General features: G+C 65.4%; 14 protein-coding genes. 6 read left to right on the forward strand and 8 right to left on the reverse strand.

Going from position 1 to position 21,262, the window contains the following annotated elements:
- Positions 1-123: 123 nt before the first annotated feature.
- Positions 124-3,660: a DNA polymerase III subunit alpha gene (gene dnaE, locus CH249_RS13340; RefSeq protein ID WP_032394370.1), complete on the forward strand. Its 3,537-nt coding sequence runs from the start codon at positions 124-126 to the stop codon at positions 3,658-3,660.
- On the opposite strand, the gene CH249_RS13345 is transcribed toward dnaE, so the two are convergent.
- Positions 3,631-3,900 (reverse strand): hypothetical protein, encoded by a 270-nt coding sequence (locus tag CH249_RS13345; RefSeq protein ID WP_045194929.1) that lies wholly within the window; start codon positions 3,898-3,900, stop codon positions 3,631-3,633. The two genes, dnaE and CH249_RS13345, sit on opposite strands and share 30 nt — an antisense overlap.
- 157 nt (positions 3,901-4,057) lie before the next feature.
- On the opposite strand from CH249_RS13345, the gene CH249_RS13350 reads away from it, so the two are divergent.
- Both CH249_RS13350 and ilvA read left to right on the forward strand, forming a co-directional pair.
- Complete coding sequence (locus tag CH249_RS13350; protein WP_094682304.1) at positions 4,058-4,492, forward strand: nitroreductase family deazaflavin-dependent oxidoreductase; 435 nt, start codon at positions 4,058-4,060, stop codon at positions 4,490-4,492.
- A gap of 70 nt (positions 4,493-4,562) precedes the next feature.
- Positions 4,563-5,918, forward strand: a complete 1,356-nt coding sequence (gene ilvA, locus CH249_RS13355; RefSeq protein ID WP_032394689.1) for a threonine ammonia-lyase IlvA — start codon at positions 4,563-4,565, stop codon at positions 5,916-5,918.
- 29 nt (positions 5,919-5,947) lie between these two features.
- Here the strand turns inward: ilvA and CH249_RS13360 are convergent, their stop codons facing one another.
- Positions 5,948-6,472: a TetR/AcrR family transcriptional regulator gene (locus tag CH249_RS13360; RefSeq protein WP_032394688.1), complete on the reverse strand. Its 525-nt coding sequence runs from the start codon at positions 6,470-6,472 to the stop codon at positions 5,948-5,950.
- A gap of 132 nt (positions 6,473-6,604) precedes the next feature.
- On the opposite strand from CH249_RS13360, the gene CH249_RS13365 reads away from it, so the two are divergent.
- On the forward strand, positions 6,605-8,152 hold the full coding sequence (locus tag CH249_RS13365; RefSeq protein ID WP_094682305.1) for an MFS transporter: 1,548 nt from the start codon (positions 6,605-6,607) through the stop codon (positions 8,150-8,152).
- Here the strand turns inward: CH249_RS13365 and treZ are convergent.
- From treZ to CH249_RS13385, 4 genes are read right to left on the reverse strand one after another with little or no spacing between them, the layout of a single operon-like run.
- Positions 8,125-9,900, reverse strand: coding sequence for a malto-oligosyltrehalose trehalohydrolase (gene treZ / locus CH249_RS13370; RefSeq protein WP_094682306.1), 1,776 nt, complete (start codon positions 9,898-9,900; stop codon positions 8,125-8,127). The genes CH249_RS13365 and treZ overlap by 28 nt on opposite strands.
- Complete coding sequence (gene treY / locus CH249_RS13375; RefSeq protein ID WP_094682307.1) at positions 9,897-12,272, reverse strand: malto-oligosyltrehalose synthase; 2,376 nt, start codon at positions 12,270-12,272, stop codon at positions 9,897-9,899. The genes treZ and treY overlap by 4 nt, the downstream gene beginning before the upstream one ends.
- 3 nt (positions 12,273-12,275) lie before the next feature.
- Positions 12,276-14,579, reverse strand: a complete 2,304-nt coding sequence (glgX, locus tag CH249_RS13380; protein WP_094682308.1) for a glycogen debranching protein GlgX — start codon at positions 14,577-14,579, stop codon at positions 12,276-12,278.
- Positions 14,580-14,635: 56 nt separating this feature from the next.
- Positions 14,636-16,771, reverse strand: a complete 2,136-nt coding sequence (locus tag CH249_RS13385; protein WP_094682309.1) for an acyltransferase family protein — start codon at positions 16,769-16,771, stop codon at positions 14,636-14,638.
- Positions 16,772-17,064: 293 nt separating this feature from the next.
- Between CH249_RS13385 and CH249_RS13390 the strand changes: the two genes are divergently transcribed.
- Positions 17,065-18,279: an MFS transporter gene (locus CH249_RS13390; protein WP_094682310.1), complete on the forward strand. Its 1,215-nt coding sequence runs from the start codon at positions 17,065-17,067 to the stop codon at positions 18,277-18,279.
- Positions 18,280-18,808: 529 nt separating this feature from the next.
- Here the strand turns inward: CH249_RS13390 and CH249_RS13395 are convergent.
- Positions 18,809-19,606, reverse strand: coding sequence for a MerR family transcriptional regulator (locus CH249_RS13395; protein WP_094647735.1), 798 nt, complete (start codon positions 19,604-19,606; stop codon positions 18,809-18,811).
- A gap of 147 nt (positions 19,607-19,753) precedes the next feature.
- Between CH249_RS13395 and CH249_RS13400 the strand changes: the two genes are divergently transcribed.
- The gene (locus tag CH249_RS13400; protein ID WP_094631699.1) at positions 19,754-20,617 is read left to right on the forward strand and encodes a sensor domain-containing diguanylate cyclase; all 864 of its coding nucleotides are present in this window, start codon (positions 19,754-19,756) and stop codon (positions 20,615-20,617) included.
- Between the two features lie 9 nt (positions 20,618-20,626).
- On the opposite strand, the gene CH249_RS13405 is transcribed toward CH249_RS13400, so the two are convergent.
- Positions 20,627-21,223, reverse strand: a complete 597-nt coding sequence (locus CH249_RS13405; protein WP_094682311.1) for a CHAP domain-containing protein — start codon at positions 21,221-21,223, stop codon at positions 20,627-20,629.
- Positions 21,224-21,262: the final 39 nt, after the last annotated feature.

Consider the following 21,262-nt stretch of genomic DNA (forward strand, 5'->3'; position numbering starts at 1 on the left):
ACACCCGTCACGTCCTCCCAGGACACACCGGCAGCGTGGAAAATCTGTCGGTTCGACCGCTTACAGTGAGTACGTTCGCGGCTCGTACTGTCGACAACGCACGACCTTCAGGAGAGAACCTTCGTGGCCGATTCGTTCGTTCATCTGCACAACCACACCGAATATTCGATGCTCGACGGTGCCGCCAAGATCGGGGCGATGTTCGCCGAGGCGGCGCGGTTGGAGATGACGGCAGTCGGCATGACCGACCACGGCAACATGTACGGGGCCAGCGAGTTCTACAACGAGGCCAAGAAGGCCGGAATCAAGCCGATCATCGGCATCGAGGCCTACATCGCCCCGGAGTCTCGCTTCAACAAGAAGCGCGTGCTGTGGGGCGACCGCAGCCAGAAGTCCGACGACGTCTCCGGTAGCGGTGCGTACACGCACATGACGATGGTCGCCGAGAACGCCACCGGAGTTCGCAACCTGTTCAAGCTGTCCTCCCTCGCCTCCATCGAAGGGCAGCTGGGCAAGTGGGCCCGGATGGACGAGGAGATCATCGCCTCGCACGCCGAGGGCATCATCGCCACCACCGGCTGCCCGTCGGGGGAGGTGCAGACTCGCCTGCGACTGGGCCAGGATCGTGAGGCGCTGGAGGCTGCCGCGAAGTGGCGCGAGATCTGGGGGCCGGACAACTTCTTCCTGGAGCTGATGGATCACGGTCTGTCCATCGAGCGACGCGTCCGCGAAGGTCTGCTCGACATCGGCAAGAAGCTCTCGATCCCGCCGCTGGCGACCAACGACTGCCACTACGTCACCAAGGACGCCGCCGAGAACCACGAGGCGCTGCTGTGCATCCAGACAGGTAAGACGCTCAGCGACCCCACTCGCTTCAAGTTCGACGGTGACGGCTACTACCTCAAGTCCGCCGCCGAGATGCGCGAGCTCTGGGACGATCAGGTGCCCGGTGCATGCGACAGCACCCTGCTCATCGCCGAGCGGGTGCAGCCCTACGACGAGGTGTGGGCGCACCGCGACCGGATGCCGATCTTCCCCGTGCCCGAGGGACACACGCAGGGAACGTGGTTGCGCCACGAGGTCATGACCGGGCTCGAGCGGCGGTTCCCCGACGGCCCGGGCGAGGACTACCTCGCGCGCGCGGAGTACGAGATCAAGGTCATTCTCGAGATGGGCTTCCCGGCGTACTTCCTCGTCGTCGGCGACCTGATCAACCACGCCAAGGCCGTCGGCATCCGCGTCGGGCCCGGTCGAGGCTCGGCCGCGGGCTCTCTCGTCGCGTACGCGATGGGTATCACCAACATCGATCCATTGCCGCACGGTCTGCTGTTCGAGCGATTCCTCAACCCCGAGCGCGTGTCGATGCCCGATATCGATATCGACTTCGACGATCGTCGCCGCGGTGAGATGGTCCGCTACGCCACCGAGAAGTGGGGCAGCGATCGAGTGGCCCAGGTGATCACGTTCGGCACCATCAAGACCAAGGCCGCCATCAAGGACTCCGCGCGCGTGCAGTTCGGCCAGCCCGGCTTCGGAATCGCCGATCAGATCACCAAGGCACTTCCGCCGCCCATCATGGCCAAGGACATCTCCGTGGCCGGCATCACCGACCCGGCGCACGAGCGCTACAAGGAAGCCGTCGAGGTCAGGGCCCTGATCGACTCCAACCCCGACGTCGCGACCATCTACAAGACGGCCAAGGGGCTCGAGGGCCTGATCCGCAACGCGGGCGTGCACGCCTGCGCGGTCATCATGTCGTCCGAGCCGCTCACCGATGCCATTCCGGTGTGGAAGCGCGCGCAGGACGGCGCGATCATCACCGGCTGGGACTACCCGTCGTGCGAGGCCATCGGTCTGCTCAAGATGGACTTCCTCGGTCTGCGCAACCTCACCGTCATCGGTGACGCCATCGACAACATCAAGGCCAACCGCGGCATCGACATCGACCTCGACGCGCTCCCGCTCGACGATCCGGCGACCTTCGACTTGCTCTCTCGCGGAGACACTCTCGGCGTCTTCCAGCTCGACGGCAGCGCCATGCGCGATCTGCTCCGCCGGATGCAGCCCACCGGCTTCGAGGACATCGTCGCCGTCCTTGCCCTGTATCGGCCGGGTCCGATGGGCATGAACTCGCACAACGATTACGCCGACCGCAAGAACGGTAGGCAAGAGGTCAAGCCGATTCACCCGGAGCTCGAAGAGCCGCTCAAGGTGATTCTCGGCGAGACGTACGGCCTGGTGGTCTACCAGGAGCAGATCATGCAGCTGGCGCAGAAGGTGGCCGGCTACACCCTCGGCCAGGCCGACCTGCTGCGTCGCGCCATGGGCAAGAAGAAGCTCTCCGAGCTGGAGAAGGCCTACGCCGGGTTCCGGCAGGGCATGTTGGACAACGACTTCTCCGAGGCGGCCATCAAGGCGCTGTGGGACACCGTGCTGCCCTTCGCGGGCTACGCGTTCAACAAGTCTCACTCCGCGGGCTACGGCCTGGTGTCGTACTGGACGGCATATCTCAAGGCCAACTACCCGGCCGAGTACATGGCCGGACTGCTCACCAGCGTCGGCGACGACAAGGACAAGGCCGCGATCTACCTCGCCGATTGCCGCAAGCTGGGCATCACGGTGCTGCCACCGGACGTCAACGAATCCGAACTCAACTTCGCGTCGGTGGGCAAGGACATCCGGTTCGGGCTCGGTGCCGTCCGCAACGTCGGTACCAACGTTGTCGCCTCGATCATCAGGGCGCGATCGGAGAAGTCCAAGTACACCGACTTCTCCGACTACCTCGGCAAGATCGATGCGATCGCGTGCAGCAAGAAGGTCACCGAATCCCTCATCAAGGCAGGTGCCTTCGACTCACTCGATCATCCCCGCAAGGGCCTGATGCTCATCCACGCCGACGCCATCGACGCGGTGATGGGCACCAAGAAGGCCGAGGCGATCGGTCAGTTCGACCTGTTCGGCGGCGAGGACGCCGACGAGTCCATCTCCGCCGTGTTCAACGTTCGGGTGCCGGACGAGGAGTGGGAATCCAAGCATCGGCTCGCCCTCGAACGCGAGATGCTCGGCCTGTACGTCTCGGGACACCCGCTGCTGGGCGTCGAGCACATGCTCGCCGCGAAGTCCGACTGCAACATCCCCACCATTCTCGAGGGTGACATCAAGGACGGCACACAGGTCACCGTCGGCGGCATTCTGGCTTCGGTGAATCGTCGGATCAACAAGAACGGCCTGACGTGGGCGTCGGCTCAGCTCGAGGACCTCGCCGGCGGTATCGAGGTGCTGTTCTTCCCGCAGGCGTACTCGGTGTTCGGTGCCGATGTCACCGAGGACTCGGTGGTACTCGTCAAGGGCCGCGTGTCGGTGCGCGACGATCGAATCTCGTTGATCGCCAACGATCTTGCGGTACCCGATCTGTCCGCGATCGGCATCGACAAGCCCCTCGCGGTGAGTCTGCCGACTCGGTTGTGCACGGCGGACAAGGTCGGTGCCCTCAAGCGGGTGCTGTCGAGCCACCCGGGAACCTCGGATGTGCACCTGCGGTTGGTCAGTGGCGACAAGATCACCACGATGAAGCTGGACGACAGTCTGCGCGTCACGCCGACATCGGCGTTGATGGGCGACCTGAAAGCGCTACTCGGCCCGGGCTGCCTGACGGGCTGACGCCGGTCCGGTCGAACCCAGTTCGGTCAGGCGCAGCGTCCACCAGGTGAGTACGGCGACTGCTGCGCCGGCCAGCACTGCTGCGTGCAGGGAGCCGGCAACGACGAGCGTCGCAGTGAACACGATGAACCCGAGTGCGAGGGCCTCGAGCTTGTAGACGGGCCACGCGATGCCCGCCACGTCCGCGGTACGTAGGGCCGGAGCGGGTCGACGGCTCACCTGGGTGCTCGTGTAGGTCATCGCGTTCTCCTCTGGTGCCACCGGCAGGTTCGGGTCTCCGCTGCAGGAAGTTCAGACTATACCCACAAAAGATTCGGTGGGCCGAACTTGGGGTCCGGACCTGGCAATGTCGACGATCTCGTGGCGTGCCGACGCCTCGAGGTGTTGACTGAAAGCCATGCCATTGACAGGAGAATACGAACCGAGTTCATCCGACTGGGCCCGCAAGCAGGCCGAGCTGTACGAGAACTCCGGCGGAACCGAAGGCACGACGATGAACGGGATGCCGGTGGTGCTGCTGACCACGAAGGGCAACAAGAGCGGAAAGCTGCGCAAGTCACCGCTGATGAAAGTCGAACACGATGGTGAGTACGCCATCGTTGCCTCCCTCGGCGGTGCCCCGAAGCACCCGGTCTGGTATCACAACGTCAAGGCCGAGCCGCTCGTCGAGCTGCAGGACGGTCGGGACAAGCACGACTACATCGCCCGCGAGGTGACCGGCGACGAGAAGGCAGTGTGGTGGGAACGCTCGGTTGCCGCGTACCCCGACTACGCGGAGTACCAGAAGAAGACCGACCGCGAGATACCTGTGCTCGTACTCTCCCGCGTCTGAAACGCCGTCGGTCCGGTCGTGGAGCGGTCCCGGATGGGCAACCGTTCCACGCTGGTGGCAGCATGTGCTGGTGTCTTCATCCCCTGAACTCGCCTCCCAGCATTCACCCTCGGTAGCCGTCACCGCTGCCGACATCGATGCCGCTGCGGTGCGTATTTCTTCGGTGGTTGCTGCGACACCCCTGCAGCTGTGCGAACGGCTGTCCGCGGAGACGGGCGCGAAGGTCTACCTCAAGCGCGAGGACCTGCAGATCGTGCGGTCGTACAAGATTCGCGGCGCGTACAACCTGATGGACCAGCTGACCGAGGCCGAGCGTGCGGTGGGCGTGGTGACGGCGAGCGCGGGCAACCACGCGCAGGGCGTCGCATTCGCGTGCCGCACGATGCAGGTCCGCGGTCGCATCTACGTTCCGGCCAACACTCCCAAGCAGAAGCGTGACCGCATCCGCGTGCACGGCGGCGAGTTCGTCGACCTCATCGTCATCGGCGACACGTTCGATGCCGCGGCAGCAGCTGCTGCCGAGGATGTCGCTCGTACCGGTGCCACCATGGTGCCTCCGTTCGACGACCCCCGTACCGTCGCCGGCCAGGGCACCATCGCTGCCGAAATAGTCGACCAGCTCGGTGGCGCGCCGGACGTCGTCGTCATGCCCGTCGGCGGCGGCGGATGCATCGCGGGCATCTCGAGCTACCTGCGCGAGCGCGCACCGCAGACCTCGCTGGTGGGCGTCGAGCCGTCCGGTGCCGCATCGATGACCGCCGCACTGATCGCCGGTGGTCCGGTCACGCTCGCCGACATCGATCCGTTCGTCGACGGTGCCGCCGTCCGCCGCATCGGGGACGTGCCGTATGCGGCGCTCCGGTCGTTGGGTGCCACCGTCGTCTCGCACGCGTCGTTGCCATTGCTCACTGCGCCGGTGTTCGACAGTGCGGGTCCCGGTGCGTTCTTGGTCACGCAGATCGACGAGGGCGCGATCTGCACCGCGATGCTGGCTCTGTACCAGAACGAGGGTGTCATCGCCGAGCCCGCGGGCGCACTCGCGGTTGCTGCGCTCGAGCACCTCGACATCGCCCCCGGAAGTACCGTCGTCTGCCTGGTGTCCGGTGGCAACAACGACGTCTCCCGTTACGGCGAGATCCTCGAGCGTTCTCTGGTTCACCTGGGGCTCAAGCACTACTTCCTGGTGGACTTCCCCCAGGAACCCGGTGCGCTTCGCCGATTCCTCGACGAGGTGCTCGGCCCCGAGGACGACATCACGCTGTTCGAGTACGTCAAGCGCAACAACCGCGAGACCGGTGCTGCTCTGGTCGGCATCGAACTCGGGTTCGCGAGCGGATTGAGCCCGCTGCTCGAACGTATGCGGGATTCTCACCTGCACGTCGAGCAGTTGGAGCCGGGTTCACCGGTCTACCGCTACCTGACCTGATCCGGCGCGCCGGGCCTGTCGGCGCGCAGTCACCGGCCGAGAAGGCGATCGACCACCTGTCGGTGCAGGTCGGGGTCGACGCCCGGGAGATCGAGAAGGGCTCCGAGGTAGATGCCGTCACCGACGAGTCGGATGATCTCGGCCTGAACCGGATCGTCGATTTCGGTGCGAAGACCCTCGTCCCACAACCGCATCATCTCGGTGACGGCATCTTGCACCTCGCCGGAATTGCCGTCGACGCTGCGCAACGCGGCCAGGGTCGATCGATACAGGGCGATCTCCTTCTCGGAGATGGAGTCGGGTGGTTGCAGATACCACTCGGCCACCGAGGTGCCGCCTGCTGCGGCGTCGGCGCGCTGCTGATCGGCCTGGGCACCGAGTCGTCGCACCATAGCGGCGATCAGCGCGTCCTTGGTCTTGAAGTGATAGAGCAGCCCGCCCTTGGAGACGCCTGCGGCGGCGGCGACGCTGTCGAGGGTCACTTTGGTCAAGCCGTGTTCGATCAGCATCGCTTCGAGTGCGTCGAGTATCCGGTCGCGAGTGTCCGATGACATGAATGTCACTTTACCGGCTGGACGGTTGGAGGTACGCTCGATCACTGTACCGGCTGGACGGTCGGTACTCGTCGTCGCTTCGGGACCAGTTCCGGTCACCGAGCGCAGAACGTAGGAGCAGCAGTGAGTGACATGCGCACCGGTTCGGTGCACGAGGCGACCGGAGCATCCGAGCACCGAGCCACCCCGAAGGACTGGCTGGGTCTGGTGGTGCTGGCATTCGCCGTGTTGCTCATCGCCGTCGACGGCACGGTCCTCGATCTGGCCCTGCCCTTCATCAGCTCCGACCTGGCACCGACCAGCAACCAGCTGCTGTGGATCATCGACGTCTACTCGTTCGTCCTGGCCGGCCTGCTCATCACCATGGGCACGCTCGGCGATCGCATCGGCCGTCGTCGACTGCTGCTGATCGGTGCCGCGGGCTTCGGCATCGCCTCGCTCGTAGCGGCCGTGTCGACCAGCGCCGAGATGCTCATCGCGGCCCGGGTGCTTCAGGGCATCTCCGGCGCAACTCTGATGCCTGCGACCCTCGGCTTGATCAGGACCATCTTCCTCAACCCGCGTCAGCGTGTCGCCGCCATCGGAGTGTGGGGCGCGATGGCCGGTGGCGGTGCCGCCGCGGGACCGCTCGTCGGAGGCTGGCTGCTCGAACACTACTGGTGGGGATCGGTGTTCCTCATCAACATCCCCGTGATGATCGTGCTGATCGCTCTCGGGCCGCTGGTCATCCCCGAGTCCAAGGATCCGAACCCGGGGCGCTTCGACCTGACGAGCTCGGCACTGTCGATGCTCGCCATCGTGCCCGTGGTGTTCGCGGTGAAAGAGACCGCGGCACACGGATTCGACGTGGTCTACCTGCTCTCCGCAATGATCGGCATCATCGCCGGGTTCGTGTTCGTGCGGCGGCAGCGAACTCTCGCGGCCCCGATGATCGACCTACGGCTGTTCGCCAACCGAGCGTTCTCGACGGGTGTGGCCACGAATTTCCTGTCGGTCTTCGCCCTCGCCGGGGTGCTGTTCTTCGGTTCGCAGTACCTGCAGCTCGTCCTCGGCAACAGTCCGCTCGAGGCGGGACTGTTGCTGCTGCCCGGCACCGCCGCCAGTATCGTTACGTCGTTGCTGGTCGCGGTCCTGGTTCGGTACTTCAGCGCGGGAACGGTTCTCGGTGTCGCGATGTTCGTCGCGGCTGCGGGCGCAGGCATCCTGGTCGGCTTGGCCACGGACAGTGGTCCGACACTCTTCATCGCCGGATTCGTGCTCGTGGGCGCAGGCGTCGGTGTTGCGCTCACACTGACCTCCGAATTGGTCGTCAGCTCAGTCGAACCCGAACGAGCGGGAGCTGCCTCGGCAGTGTCGGAGACCGCATACGAGCTGGGCATCGCGTTGGGTGTCGCCGTACTCGGCACGGTGGTCATGGCCATCTTCCGTCGTGGAATCGACGTCACCCAGCTGACCCCCGAGCTCGGAGCCGAGGCAGGCGAAACACTCGGCGGCGCGGATGCCGTGGCTCGTGAATTGCCGGACTCGGTGGGGACGGTTCTGCTCGATTCCGCACATGCTGCCTTCGTAGCGGGCATGCATGTCGCGGCCGTCGCCACCGCGGTTGTTCTCGCCGTCACCGCCGTGTTCGTCCTGGTCAACCTACGCAGGCGTCAGGACTCCAGTACGACGACGGAGTGACCGGGAACCGTGGTGGCAGAGCCGGTCTCGTTCGAGGTCGTCGGCTCCCACTCGAGTAGTGCGGAGCCGCCGACCGGCACCGTCACAGCGGATTCGGACAGGTTGCACACCACGCTGATGCGGCCGCGACGAACGACGATCCACTGCGCATCCTCGTCGTAGTCCACCTTCACGTGGTCGAGCCACGGGTCGGTCAGTTCTGTCCGGTCGCGCCGCAGCCGCAACAAGTCGCGATAGACGCCCAACAGTCGCGCATGATCGCCGTCGCCCAGCTCCGACCAGTTCAGCTTCGACCGCGTGAACGTCTCGGGATCCTGCGGATCCGGGATATCGCTCTTGTCCCACCCGTGCTCGGCGAACTCCGCCTTGCGTCCCTCTGCCGTGGCCTTGCCCAGCTCGGGCTCGGGGTGCGAGGTGAAGAACTGGAACGGTGTGGACGCTCCCCATTCCTCGCCCATGAACAGCATCGGGGTGTAGGGCGAGGTCAGCACGAGCGCGGCCTTGATCGCAAGCTGACCGGGGGAGAGGTAGAAGCCCGGACGGTCGCCGATCGCGCGGTTGCCCACCTGGTCGTGTGTGGTCGTGTAGGTCACCAGGGAGCTGGCCGGGATGCGCCGGGTGTCCAGTGGTCGACCGTGGATGCGACCACGGAAACTCGAGTACGTTCCGGCGTGGAAGAACCCCTGCCGCAACGTGTTCGCCAGCCCCTGCAGCGAACCGAAATCGCCGTAGTAGCCCTGCCGCTCACCGGAGACCGCGGCGTGGATGGCATGGTGGATGTCGTCGTCCCACTGGGCGTCGAGTCCGTACCCGCCGCCCGACCGAGCAGTGATCAGCATCGGATCGTTGAGGTCGCTCTCGGCGATCAGGGTCAGTGGCCGACCCAGATGTGCCGAGAGACTTCGGGTTTCGATCGACAGCTGCTCGAGCAGGTGCACCGCAGTGTGGTCGACGATCGCGTGCACCGCGTCGAGTCGCAGTGCGTCGATGTGAAACTCGGAGAACCAACGCAGTGCGTTGTCGAGGGCATAGCGCCGCACCTCGCCCGAATCGGCCTCGGCGTAATTGATCGCCTGGCCCCAGCTGTTGGCCCCCTCGGTCATGTACGGGCCGAAGCGGTCCAGGTAGTTTCCGGACGGGCCGAGGTGGTTGTAGACCACGTCCAGAACGACACCGATACCGCGACCATGGCAGGCATCGACCAACCGCTGTAAGCCTTCCGGGCCGCCGTACTCTTCGTGCACGGTGTACCAGAGAACGCCGTCGTAACCCCAGTTGTGCACGCCGTTGAACCCGTTGACCGGCATGATCTCGATGAACGTCACGCCCAGATCGACGAGATGATCGAGCTTGCCGACGGCCGCGTCGAACGTGCCCTCATCGGTGAACGTGCCGATGTGCAGCTCGTAGATCGACGAGCCGGGCAGTTGCCGTCCGGTCCAGGCCGCGTCGGTCCACAGCGTCGGATCGACTTCGAAGACCTGCGACAGCTCGTGTACGCCGTCGGGCTGCCGGGGCGAACGCGGATCTGGCAGCGCCTTGTCTGCGTCGTCGAGCAGGAAGCCGTATCGAGAGTTCGGTGCGGCGTCGACGTCGGCGTGCCACCATCCGTTCGAGGACCGCTGCATCGGATGCACCGTGTCGTCGAGCTGGAGGCGGACCGTCTCGGGGGTCGGTGCCCAGACCTGGAATCGTCGTGTCGTCGCCGAAGAGGTCGCTGCTGTCGATGTCGCTGCTGTCGATGTCACTGTGTCACCGCTTCTTCGTTGTCGCGCACCAGAAGTGCGACCGGGAGTGAGGCGAACACCTCGGCCACCGACACCGTGCCGGTGTGTTCGACGTCGGTGATGCGGTCGCGCCAACGGCCGTCGGGCAGGGCGACGGATGTCTCACCCCAACCCTGCTCGGACAGGCCGAGCGAGAGTCTCGTGGCGAGTGCGATCACGTCGGCGTTTCCGGGAACCGGTCCACGCGAGAACCCGACGAGGTGCTCGGCTGCGGATCCGTCCGCGACGATGGGCGTGTAGGTCCCGCCGACGAAACTCTTCGGCCGCTCGCGTCGCACGTGCAGTGCGGCGCGAACGACGGCGAGCTTGGCCGCACCCGTGTCGATCGAGAGCGCAGCGGTGTTCGACGCGGCGAGCATCGACCGACGCACCGAGTAGTCGACGGGCCTTCGGTTGTCGGGGTCGACGAGCGAGTCCTCCCACAACTCGGTGCCCTGGTACACATCGGGGATGCCTGGCCCGGCCAGGTTGAGCAGTTTCTGACCCAGTGCGTCGGAATGGCCGTGCGGAGCGAGCTTCTCGACGAGCATCGACATCGAACGCGCGACGGCACCGTCGAAGATCGCGTCGAGCCAGCTGTGTACCGCGGACTCGAATTCCTCGTCCGGGTCGGTCCACGTCGTGCGAAGGGCTGCCTCGCGGATCGCCTTCTCCGCGTATGCGTGGACGCGTTCACGCAACGAGGAGGTGACCACGCCGTCCGTCGGCCAGACTCCGAACAGGTTCTGCCACAGGAACATTCCAGTGGTGCCGTCTGGACTCGGGGCCAGTTCTTCCCAGTCGGTGATGCATCGGGCCCACAGTTCGGGAGTCTGCGACAGCACGCCGATGCGTGCCCGCACATCCTCGCCTCGCTTGGTGTCGTGAGTCGACAGCGTGGTCATCGCAGCAGGCCAACGCTTCGCGCGGTCCGCATTGGTGAGATGGAAGAACTCTGTGCTGCAACCGAATCGGCTGGGATCGCCGCCGACCTCCTGCAGCGAGATGAGCCGGTTGGCGCGATAGAACAAGCAGTCCTCGACGCCCTTGGCGGTGACGGCACCGCACACCTGATCGAATCGCACCGGCGATTCGGCACCGCCGATGAGAGCTGTCGTCAACGCACCGAGGCCGGCTGCCAGTTCGGGCTGCTCCTCGCCGATCTCCGCGATCACGCCGGGCAGGACGCGGGCGAGCGGCGCGTAGTCGGTCCGGTAGACGGGGACGGCCGCGACGACGGCGACGATCGCGTCGATGACGGACTCGAGATCGACGGTGGTGCCGGATTCGCGCACGACGGCCCGCGCGAGGCGTCGCACCTCCGGGGACAGATCGCCGCGGGCGACCCCGGTCTTGAGGTCCAGTTCGGTCTCGTGCAGCGTCTCGCTGTCGTAGGCGATGCCCGAACGCACCTGGGACAACGCGGTGAGTGCATGCACGCCCTCGGGGTCGACGAACACTCCGCCGACCGCGGACAAGGCGTCGTATCCGGTCGTCCCGTCGACGGGGAGCGATTCGTCCAACGGTTCGCCGTCGGCCAGGATCTTCTCGATGACCAACCACCGGTCGGGGCCGAGAAGTCCGCGGAGCTCGGTGAGGTAGCCGGCGGGGTCGGCCAGGCCGTCGGGATGGTCGACGCGAAGTCCGTCGATCAGACCGTCCTCGATCCAACTTGCCACCTGTCGATGGGAGTCGGTGAAGACGTCGAGGTCTTCCTGCCGGATTCCCGCCAGACCGTTCACCGAGAAGAAACGTCGGTACCCGATCAGCCCGTCGGACCAGCTCACCAGTCGGTACGACTGGCGATCGTGTACGGCCTGCGCATCGCCGCTGTCGGTGCCGTCGGCGATGGGGAAGCGGTGCTCGTAGAACGCGAGCAGAGGCTGGTCCTCGGAGCGGTCGACGGTCAACTCGCCGACGTCGCTCGCGCTCCCGAGAACGGGGATGGCGATCTTGCCGTCGACGCCGTTGTCGGCTCCGAAGTCGATGTCGAAGTACGTCGCGTACTCGGAGTCACGACCGCGACGAAGTACGTCCCACCACCATGCGTTCTGCCGCGGGTCCTCCACTCCTACGTGGTTGGGCACGATGTCGACGATGATCCCCATGCCCACTTCGGCGGCACGAGAATGCAACTGCGTCAATGCTTCTCGGCCTCCCAGTGCGGCCGAGACCGTCGAGGTGTCGGTGACGTCGTAACCGTGTGTCGACCCGTCCGTCGCCGTCAGGATCGGCGAGAGGTAGAGGTGGGTGACCCCGAGGTCGTGCAGGTAATCGACCACGTCCGAGGCGTCGGCAAGGGTGAAGGCATCGCCCCGCAGTTGTAACCGGTATGTACTGGTGGGCAGCGGCATGTGTCAGGCAGTCTTTCGTAGAACGAGCAAGGAACGAGCGGTGACTTCCACCGGTGTACCCGCTTCGATCGATTTCTCACTTGTCCCGGTTCGCGACGCGGTGTTCAGCGCCACCGTCCACTCCTTGGCGTAGTTTCCGTCGGGGGTCACGAACTCGATGGTCTCGTGATGTGCGTTGAAGCACAACAGGAACGAGTCGTCCACCACGCGCTCACCGCGTTGGTTCGGCTCCGGGATTCCCTCGCCGTTGAGGAACACCGTGAGCGACTTGCCGAATCCGCTGTCCCAGTCCTCCGGGGTCATCTCCTCGCCCGCGGGGGTGAGCCAGGCGATGTCTCGAGCCTGCTCGCCGGTTCGAATGGGGCGGCCCTCGAAGAACCGTCGGCGTCGGAACACCGGATGCTCGGCGCGCAGCGCGATCGCGTTGCGGGTGAACTCGATCAGTTCGGCGTTCTTCTCGGCCAACGACCAGTCCATCCAGGCCAGTTCGGAGTCCTGGCAGTAGACGTTGTTGTTGCCCTGCTGGGTGCGCGCCATCTCGTCGCCGTGCGCGATCATCGGCGTGCCCTGGCTCAGTAGCAACGTCGCCATGATGTTGCGGATCTGGCGGGCACGCAGGTCCAGGATCTCCGGATCGTCCGTCGGGCCCTCCACGCCGCAGTTCCACGAGCGGTTGTGACTCTCGCCGTCGTTGTTGTCCTCGCCGTTGGCGTCGTTGTGCTTGTCGTTGTACGACACCAGATCGTTGAGCGTGAACCCGTCGTGCGCGATGACGAAGTTGATGCTGGCACCGGGGCGACGGCCGGTGGCTTCGTACAGATCCGAGGATCCGGTCAGTCTCGATGCGAACTCACCCAGTGTGGCCGGCTCGCCCCGCCAGTAGTCGCGCACGGTGTCGCGGTACTTGCCGTTCCACTCCGTCCACAGGCCGGGGAAGTTGCCGACCTGGTAGCCGCCCTCGCCCACGTCCCAGGGCTCGGCGATCAGCTTCACCTGGCTGACGACCGGATCCTGTTGCACCAGATCGAAGAATGCGCTCAGACGATCGACGTCGTGCAGTTCGCGCGCCAGCGTCGACGCGAGGTCGAATCGGAATCCGTCCACATGCATCTCGGTGACCCAGTAGCGCAGCGAGTCCATGATGAGCTGCAGCGTGTGCGGGTGTCGCGCGTTGAGGCTGTTGCCGGTACCGGTGTAGTCCATGTAATGCTCGAGGTCGCCGTCGACGAGCCGGTAGTACGCGGCATTGTCGATGCCGCGGAAGCTGATGGTCGGGCCCATGTGGTTGCCCTCGGCGGTGTGGTTGTAGACCACGTCGAGGATCACCTCGATGCCGGCGGCGTGGAACGAACGGACCATGGCCTTGAACTCGGTGACCGCGGCACCGGGGGACTGCAGCGAGGAGTACTCCGCGTGCGGGGCGAGGAAACCGAATGTGTTGTAGCCCCAGTAGTTTCGCAATCCCTTGTCCAGCAGAACCTGATCCTGCATGAACTGGTGCACCGGCATCAGCTCGATGGCCGTGACACCGAGGTGGTTGAGGTGGTCGATGATCACCGGGTGCGCCAGGCCCGCGTAGGTGCCGCGCTCGGCTTCGGGGATGTCGGGATGGTTGATCGTCATGCCCTTGACGTGGGCCTCGTAGATCACCGTCTCGTGATACGGGCGTTTGGGAGCGCGATCGGCCTGCCAGTCGAAGAAGGGGTTGATCACGACGGTGGTCATCGTGTGTCCGAGCGAATCATGCTGAGGGAAGTCGTTGTTCGGCACCTCGTCGTGCGCGACGGGGGCTTCCTCGATGATCTCGTCGTCGGGATCGGCGAGATCGGCGGCGTCCTCGAACGGGACCTCGACGTCGAGCGAATCCGCGGCTTCCTCGACGATCCGTACCTCGGACTCGGACTCGGGCTCGGGTTCGGGAGCAGCTGCGTCCATGTTGTACGAGAACAGCGATCGGTCACCGTCGAACGTTCCCTCGAACGCCTTGCCGTACGGATCCACGAGCAGTTTGCTCGGATCACAGCGATGCCCGGCGGCCGGATCCCACGGGCCGTGAACGCGATAGCCGTAGCGCTGACCCGGTACCACCGTGGGCAGGTACGCGTGCCAGACGTAGCCGTCGGACTCCTCGAAACGGATACGGGTCTCGGTGCCGTCCTCGGCGATCAGGCACAGATCCACCGCCTCCGCGACCTCGGAAAACAAGGCGAAGTTGGTTCCTGCTCCGTCGTAGGTTGCGCCCAGTGGATAAGCGGATCCCGGCCATACTGCGATGGCAGGCGTGTCGTCGGAGGCTTCGTGCAGCATGGATCAACCCTACTGTGGCGGGTGGGCCCGGGCTTACCGAGCGCGAGCCGCCCCGCTCACGGTCCGGCCCACCACCCGGTGGCCGATCCGATCTGTCGGCCCAGCTCGGTGGTGAGGGTGCGCACGTAGGTCGCGGTGAGATGGTGTTCGTCACGGTAGATCAGAACGTTTCCCTGCTCGGCGCGGCACACGAAGTCGTCGCACACGGCATCGGACAGGTCGAGCGCAGAGAATCCGCCCAGCTGAAACGACGAGGCCAGGGCCGGATTGACGGGGTCCAACGCGTCGTCCCTCGGAATACCGCACGAGACGGCCGTGCCGCCGTCGGCGAGGCAGTCGATGGCCCGGTAGGCGAGCCACGGGGTGTCTCGGATACCGAGAATCCCGACGCCGTCCGCGGTCAGTTGCTGCCACACCGAGGCGTACCAGGGGGGAGTGAAGTCGCCGGGGGCGTCCTCTCGAGGCCGGGTGGCGGTGGTGAACACGTAGTCCGGCTGCATGTCGGCTATGTCGGAGAGCACGGTCCGAGTCCAGTCCAGGCAATCCGGGTACTCGTTCGGGCCGAGCATCGGCATCGTGTTCACGCTCAGCGGGCATCCCATCTTGAGGAAAGTGACCACCGCAAAGCCGTGTTCACGTCCCAGGGCGTCGAGGGCCGTGACCCAGTGTTCGGCATGCGAGCTGCCCGCCAGCACGATGGTTCGGGTCGCGTCGACGTCGCCGTAGGAGCACGAGATCGCTTCCCGGGTCTCGAAATCCGCGATGCAGCCCTCGATGGTGGTGGCCGGCAGGTCCTCCGGGGCCGAATACAGGGGCGGGATCACGTCGGCGGGGTCCGCACGAATCCCGTCGGTCAACTCGAGCGCGCCCGGGTGGGTCAGCTCGTCGATGGATCCGTTGGCTTGCACGGCGTCGATCGAGCGGCTGATGTAGGCGTTCCACCCGATCGAACTCGCGGTGACCGCGATCGCGGCCACCACCGCACACGCGGTCACCGCGATGCGTGCCGGGGTGAACGTGGTCGACTGCGTGGGCCGCTCGACCAGACGAACGGTGAGGAATGCGAGTGCGACCGAGGCAGCGACGATGCCGAGGCCGCCGAGCATGTCGACGTGGGACCGATCGGTGGCCGAGAGGTAGAAGATCAGCAGCGGCCAGTGCCACAGGTAGAGCGGAAACGCGATGGATCCGAGCCAGGCGAAGAAGCGGTTGGAGAGCGTGGCCGCGACGGCCGTCTCGGAACCGGCGACGATCAGCGCGATGGTGGCCAGCACCGGGATCAGGGCCAGAGGCCCCGGAAAAGCAGCAACACCGTCGACGAGAAAGCCGCACGCGACGATGACACCGATGCCGACAACGGCAAGGGCCCCGCGTGCGGTCGACCACGTTCGGGTGTCGCGGGCAGACGGCCCGGCCGCCGGTTTGCCGCTGCGTGCGGCGAACACGGCTGCGACTGCGGCCCCGAGCATGATCTCCCACAGCCGCGCCCCGGTGTCGTAGTAGTTCCACGCCTGGTGGCGTCGAACACCGTCTGCTGCGTACACGAAAGACACCACCGCGATCACGGCGAAAATCACCGCGAACGTCACAGGTCGAAGACTTCGTGGTCCCTCGGGTCGCGCGACACGCCGGACCCATGCCAGACCGAACACGACGGCAATGGCCAGTAGGTAGAACTGGAACTGCACGGCCACCGACCACAGGTGCTGAACGGGACTCACCGAGGGGTCGGCCGCAAGGTAGTCGTTCGCCGTCGTCGCCAGCTGCCAGTTCACGAAGTAGAAGACACCGGCCACCAGCTGATCGCCCAGGTCGGCCCATCGGGTCCGGGGAAGCAGGAACACCGATGCGACGGCCACCGTGAACAAGGTGATCAGCAGTGGCGGCCCGAGTCTGCGCAGTACTCGCGAGATACGCGTGATCGGGTTCAGGCTCGCGCCGGACTCGGCCGATCTCAGCAGAGATGCAGTGAAGAAGAAGCCGGACAGGGTGAGGAACACATCGACGCCGCCCGACACTCGACCCATCCAGATGTGGAAGACGACGACGAGGGCGATGGCGACACCGCGCAGGCCGTTGAGGTCGTGTCGCTGTGGTGGCCGACGCGGTTCGCTCGACGGCGGAGCTGCGTCCCCCTGAGCCGGAACGGCAACTGCGGCCGAGGTATCGGCGCTGCTCTGGGGTACGTGCATGGAGGAGAAGTGACTTCCCGGCTGTGTATCGACCACTCGGTCGGGGGTCGCGGACGGTTGGTACCCGACTCCGGTGAAATCGGGATTCAGGGGGAAACAATACGTGTACGTGAGGTGAAGTACCCCTCGGAGTCTGCCTTGCGGCAATAGTCCCAGTTCGCGGACGGTTTCGGTCCAGCCACGCATGACCGGCTTGCGCATGCATGAGGCGTATGCAAGCATTTATCAAGCGCGTGCAACTAAACGCGATAGCTCGATAAATGCGTACGCATCTTCCATTCAGGAGTTCAGACATGCCACTCGGCTTGCTCGCCCTCGCCATCGGGGGATTCGGAATCGGTCTGACCGAATTCGTCATCATGGGCCTACTGCCCGAAGTCGCGGCCGATTTCGCGGTCACCGAGGCCACCGCCGGCTGGCTCATCACCGGCTACGCGCTCTCCGTCGTCGTCGGGGCCCTGATCGTCACCGCCGCCGTGACACGGTTTCCTCGCAAGAACGTCCTGCTCGCACTGATGTGCCTGTTCATCGTCGGCAATCTCGTCTCCGCACTGTCGAGCAGCTACGAGATGATGCTGTTCGGCCGCGTCGTCGCAGCGCTGTGTCACGGAGCGTTCTTCGGCATCGGTGCCGTCGTCGCGGCGAGCCTGGTCGAACCGGAGAAGAAGGCAGGAGCCATCTCCATGATGTTCGCCGGTCTGACCGCCGCCAACGTCCTCGGAGTTCCGTTCGGGACGTTCCTGGGTCAGAACCACGGTTGGCGCTCGACGTTCTGGGCGATCACGGTGATCGGCATCGTCGCGTTGATCGGAATCGCCACCCTCGTTCCTCGCGATACCGGGGGTGACGAGGTGAGCAATCTGCGTCGCGAGTTGCGCGCGTTCCGGTCGGTGCAGGTATGGCTGTCCATCGCCGTCACAGTGCTCGGGTACGGCGGCATGTTCGGTGCGTTCACGTACATCGCGTTCACGCTCACCGACGTCAGTGGCTTCGCGTCGAGTTCGGTGCCGTGGCTTCTTGTGCTGTTCGGCGGTGGATTGTTCGTCGGCAACTACCTCGGCGGCAAGGCGGCAGACCGCAACCTCACCGGCACGCTGACGATTCTGCTCGGTGCGCTGACCGTCGTACTCGTCTTCTTCGCGCTCACCGCGGAGAGTCGTCCCGCGACGATCGCATCTCTCGTGCTCATGGGTGCGTTCGGTTTCGCGACGGTCCCTGGACTGCAGATGCGGGTGATGTCGTTCGCATCCGACGCTCCGACGATGGCATCCGGCGCGAACATCGCCGCATTCAATCTCGGAAACGCGTTGGGCGCGTGGATCGGCGGTGTGACGATCTCGGCCGGTCTCGGTTACACCTCGCCGATCTGGGCCGGTTCCGTCATCACCGCGCTGGCCTTGACGGTTCTGTTGTTCGCGACCGGTCTGCTCCGACGCGCCGACGCGGATCCGGTCGCGGGAGCGAGCCGACCGAGCGCTGCGACCAGTGCTGCGGGATCGTCCACCTGAAGGCCGAAGGAGTCGGCAGTACCGTCGACCCTCCATCGCTTCAGAGGCGCGGGCACGGTAACCGTTGTAACACAGGACAGGTCGATGTCGACCGAGGTGCCGTCCTGATTCGGTAGTACGAGTCGGCCGCCGTCGAGAGCCGGCGACGCGACTCCGTAACGGCGGTGGATTCGGGCGGAGACGATGGTCGCTCGGTTCACCGTCGCGACGACCTTCCCGGAGGATCGCAGAGTGAGTGTCGTCGGCGAGAGAACATGAGGATGGACGCGGGCCAGCGCGACCGACGAGGTGAGTACCAGCAGTGACGCCGCCGACAGGGCGGCAACCACTGCACTGATCCACAGCACCGGAATCAGCAGATGCAGAACGGCCATCTCGATGACGGTGACGATGCCGAACATCGCAGGCATGGCAAGGGTTCCACGCACTGCCGTGAACGTTGCGGAGTCCGAGTCGACCGGGGCATGCCGTCCCCGCGCCCACAGCAGCAATGCGTGCCATCGGCCGACCTGGACGGGAGTGTGGACCGTCATCGAGCACCACCGGGGCGGATGGGTTCGCCGGTCTCCAGACGCGCGATGGCCTCGATGATCACTGCGCGCTGAGCGGGATCGGGCACGATGTCGTCGATGCTCAGCGGGCCGCTCTCGTGGGCAGGGACGTCGGGCTCCGTCGAGACGAGAGCGTGGATATCGAGCACCGACGCCAATTCTGCTGCGAGAGAATCGATGTCACCTGCGGCATCGTCGACGCCTCGGCCTTCGAGCGCGCTGAATCTGCGCAGGAGCGCCAGGTACTTCAGCCGGGTTCCGGGATCGTCGAGCGTCGCGGTCATCGTCTCGAAGAACGACGTGGGGACGGTGCCCGAGATCGCCATCACCTCGAGCAGGTCACGCTCGCGGAGCAACGCGTCTCGGTCGGTCTCGGCGGCAGTATCGATCAACGCGGCCAGTGTGTCGGCCGCATCTCGCGGCAGGGCCGTCAGTGGACGCTGCTCGACGGCGTCGTCGAGCAGGGCCGACAAACGAGCGTGCCTGTGCGCCAGAGCTTTTTGTTCCGTTTCGATAGCCGCGAGCAGAGCGCGCAGATCGGCGACCACATCGCTCTCGTCCGTAGCGGACCGGTCGAGGGCGGCTGCGATCGCACCGAGGGGCATTCCGGCATCGGCGAGCCAGCGAATTCTCATCAGTCGAACCACGTCGTCGATCGTGTACTCGCGATAGCCGTTCGACAGTCGGCGCGGCTCACCGAGCAGGCCGAGACGGTGGTAGTGACGCACGGTTCGAGGTGTCGTTCCGGCGGCCTCGGCCAGGGATCCGATTCTCATGTGTTCAGTGTGAACCGTGACGCTACGTCAAGGTCAAGATCGGCCGCGCCCTGCTCGTGAGCAGTCCGATACGACCCACCGAGTAGTCTCGGTGGTCCGTGCGATTCGACGTGGCTCGCACAGTTCGAGGAAGAGACCCGGCTGAAGATGGTCGACACCGATCGTTGGTATCGGGAGATGTTCGAGGCCAGCACAGTCGGATTGGCCCTGGCCGACGAGAACGGATTGTTGGTTCTCGCGAACGAGGCGTATGCGGCCATCGTCGGTTGTCCGCGCCATCTGTTGTCCGGCCGGTCCTCGCGTGAGTTCACCCATCCCGACGATCTGGCTCAGCACGCCGCGATGGAACAGATCATGGACGACGCCAAGGCGCGCGGGGAATCGGTTCATGTCGAGAAGCGCTACCTGCATTCCGACGGCACGGTTCGGTGGGGGTGGATCTCGGCCAGTGAGGTTCCCGGCCCCGGGGGCATTCGGTGGACGATGGCAGTCGTACACGACACCACCGACCGGCGGCGCGTCGAGGACGACCTCCGTCAAGCCGCGCAGACCGATGCCCTCACCGGCTTGCTCAACCGACGTGGATGGCGAGATCGGTTGCATCAGTTGACGACACCCCGTGGTGCCGACCTCGCATTGGCTCTGGCGATGATCGACTTCGATCGGTTCAAGTCGTACAACGACAGGTATGGGCACGGACGCGGGGATCGGTTGTTGGTTCGGTTCTCCGCTGCTGCGCAGGACCTTCTCGGTGGCCGGGTCTCCATCGCCAGGTGGGGCGGCGAGGAGTTCGCACTCGCGATGCCCGGGGTGGATTCGACGACCATGTCGGCCGTGCTGGCCGAGCTGTCGGCGGTCGTGCCCGACGGACAGAGCTTCTCGGCCGGTTACACGACCCTGCGCGCGGGGGAGTCCGTCGACGACTGTTTCGACCGCGCGGACATGCTGCTCTATCGGGCCAAACGAGACGGTGGTGCACGCTCGTACGGCGAGGCGTACGAAGCGCCCTGATGACGACCGTCAGCTCTGCAGCCGGCCGAATCCGACGACCCCGGAATCGGATGCGTAGTTCAGTGTGTGCACCCTGATCTTGCCGGCTTCGTTGCCTCCGACGGTGATGGCCTCGCCGCCCTCGACCGCAACGATCACGTTGGTGTGCTGGCCGGCCCAGCTGGCGTTGTCGTAGAGCACCACATCGCCCACCGATGGCGTGTAGTCGCCCACGGCCTCGAATCGGCCCTGCTCCTGGTAAAACTCCTGCAGGGTGTAGACGCCGGGTATGCGCCACGAACCCGAATGAGGATTCGACAGCGGCAGTCCCGCCTCCTTCATGATCCAGCTGACGAAATCGGCGCACCACGCTTCGTCGATGCCTTCGGCGTAGAACGTTCCCGGCCGCTGCAGCTCGTGCTCGGTGTGCAGGAGTTCGACCACCCGGGCCTGATCGGTGGTCAACTCGCCGGCATTCACCTCAGGGAATGCTTCGGTGTCCCATGGGAGGTACCGGCTCGGTGCCAGCCACAGAACACCGACCACCGCGACCACGACGACAGCCGTGCAGGCTGCCACCCACAGCGGCCACCGTCGTCGGGTCCGCGCGGTGGCGTCGATGCTCATGCGACCACGGTAGCGCGAGGTGGCACACCGCTCGGCACA

Source organism: Rhodococcus sp. 05-2255-3B1, assembly GCF_002258545.1.
Classification (GTDB): Bacteria; Actinomycetota; Actinomycetes; order Mycobacteriales; family Mycobacteriaceae; genus Rhodococcoides.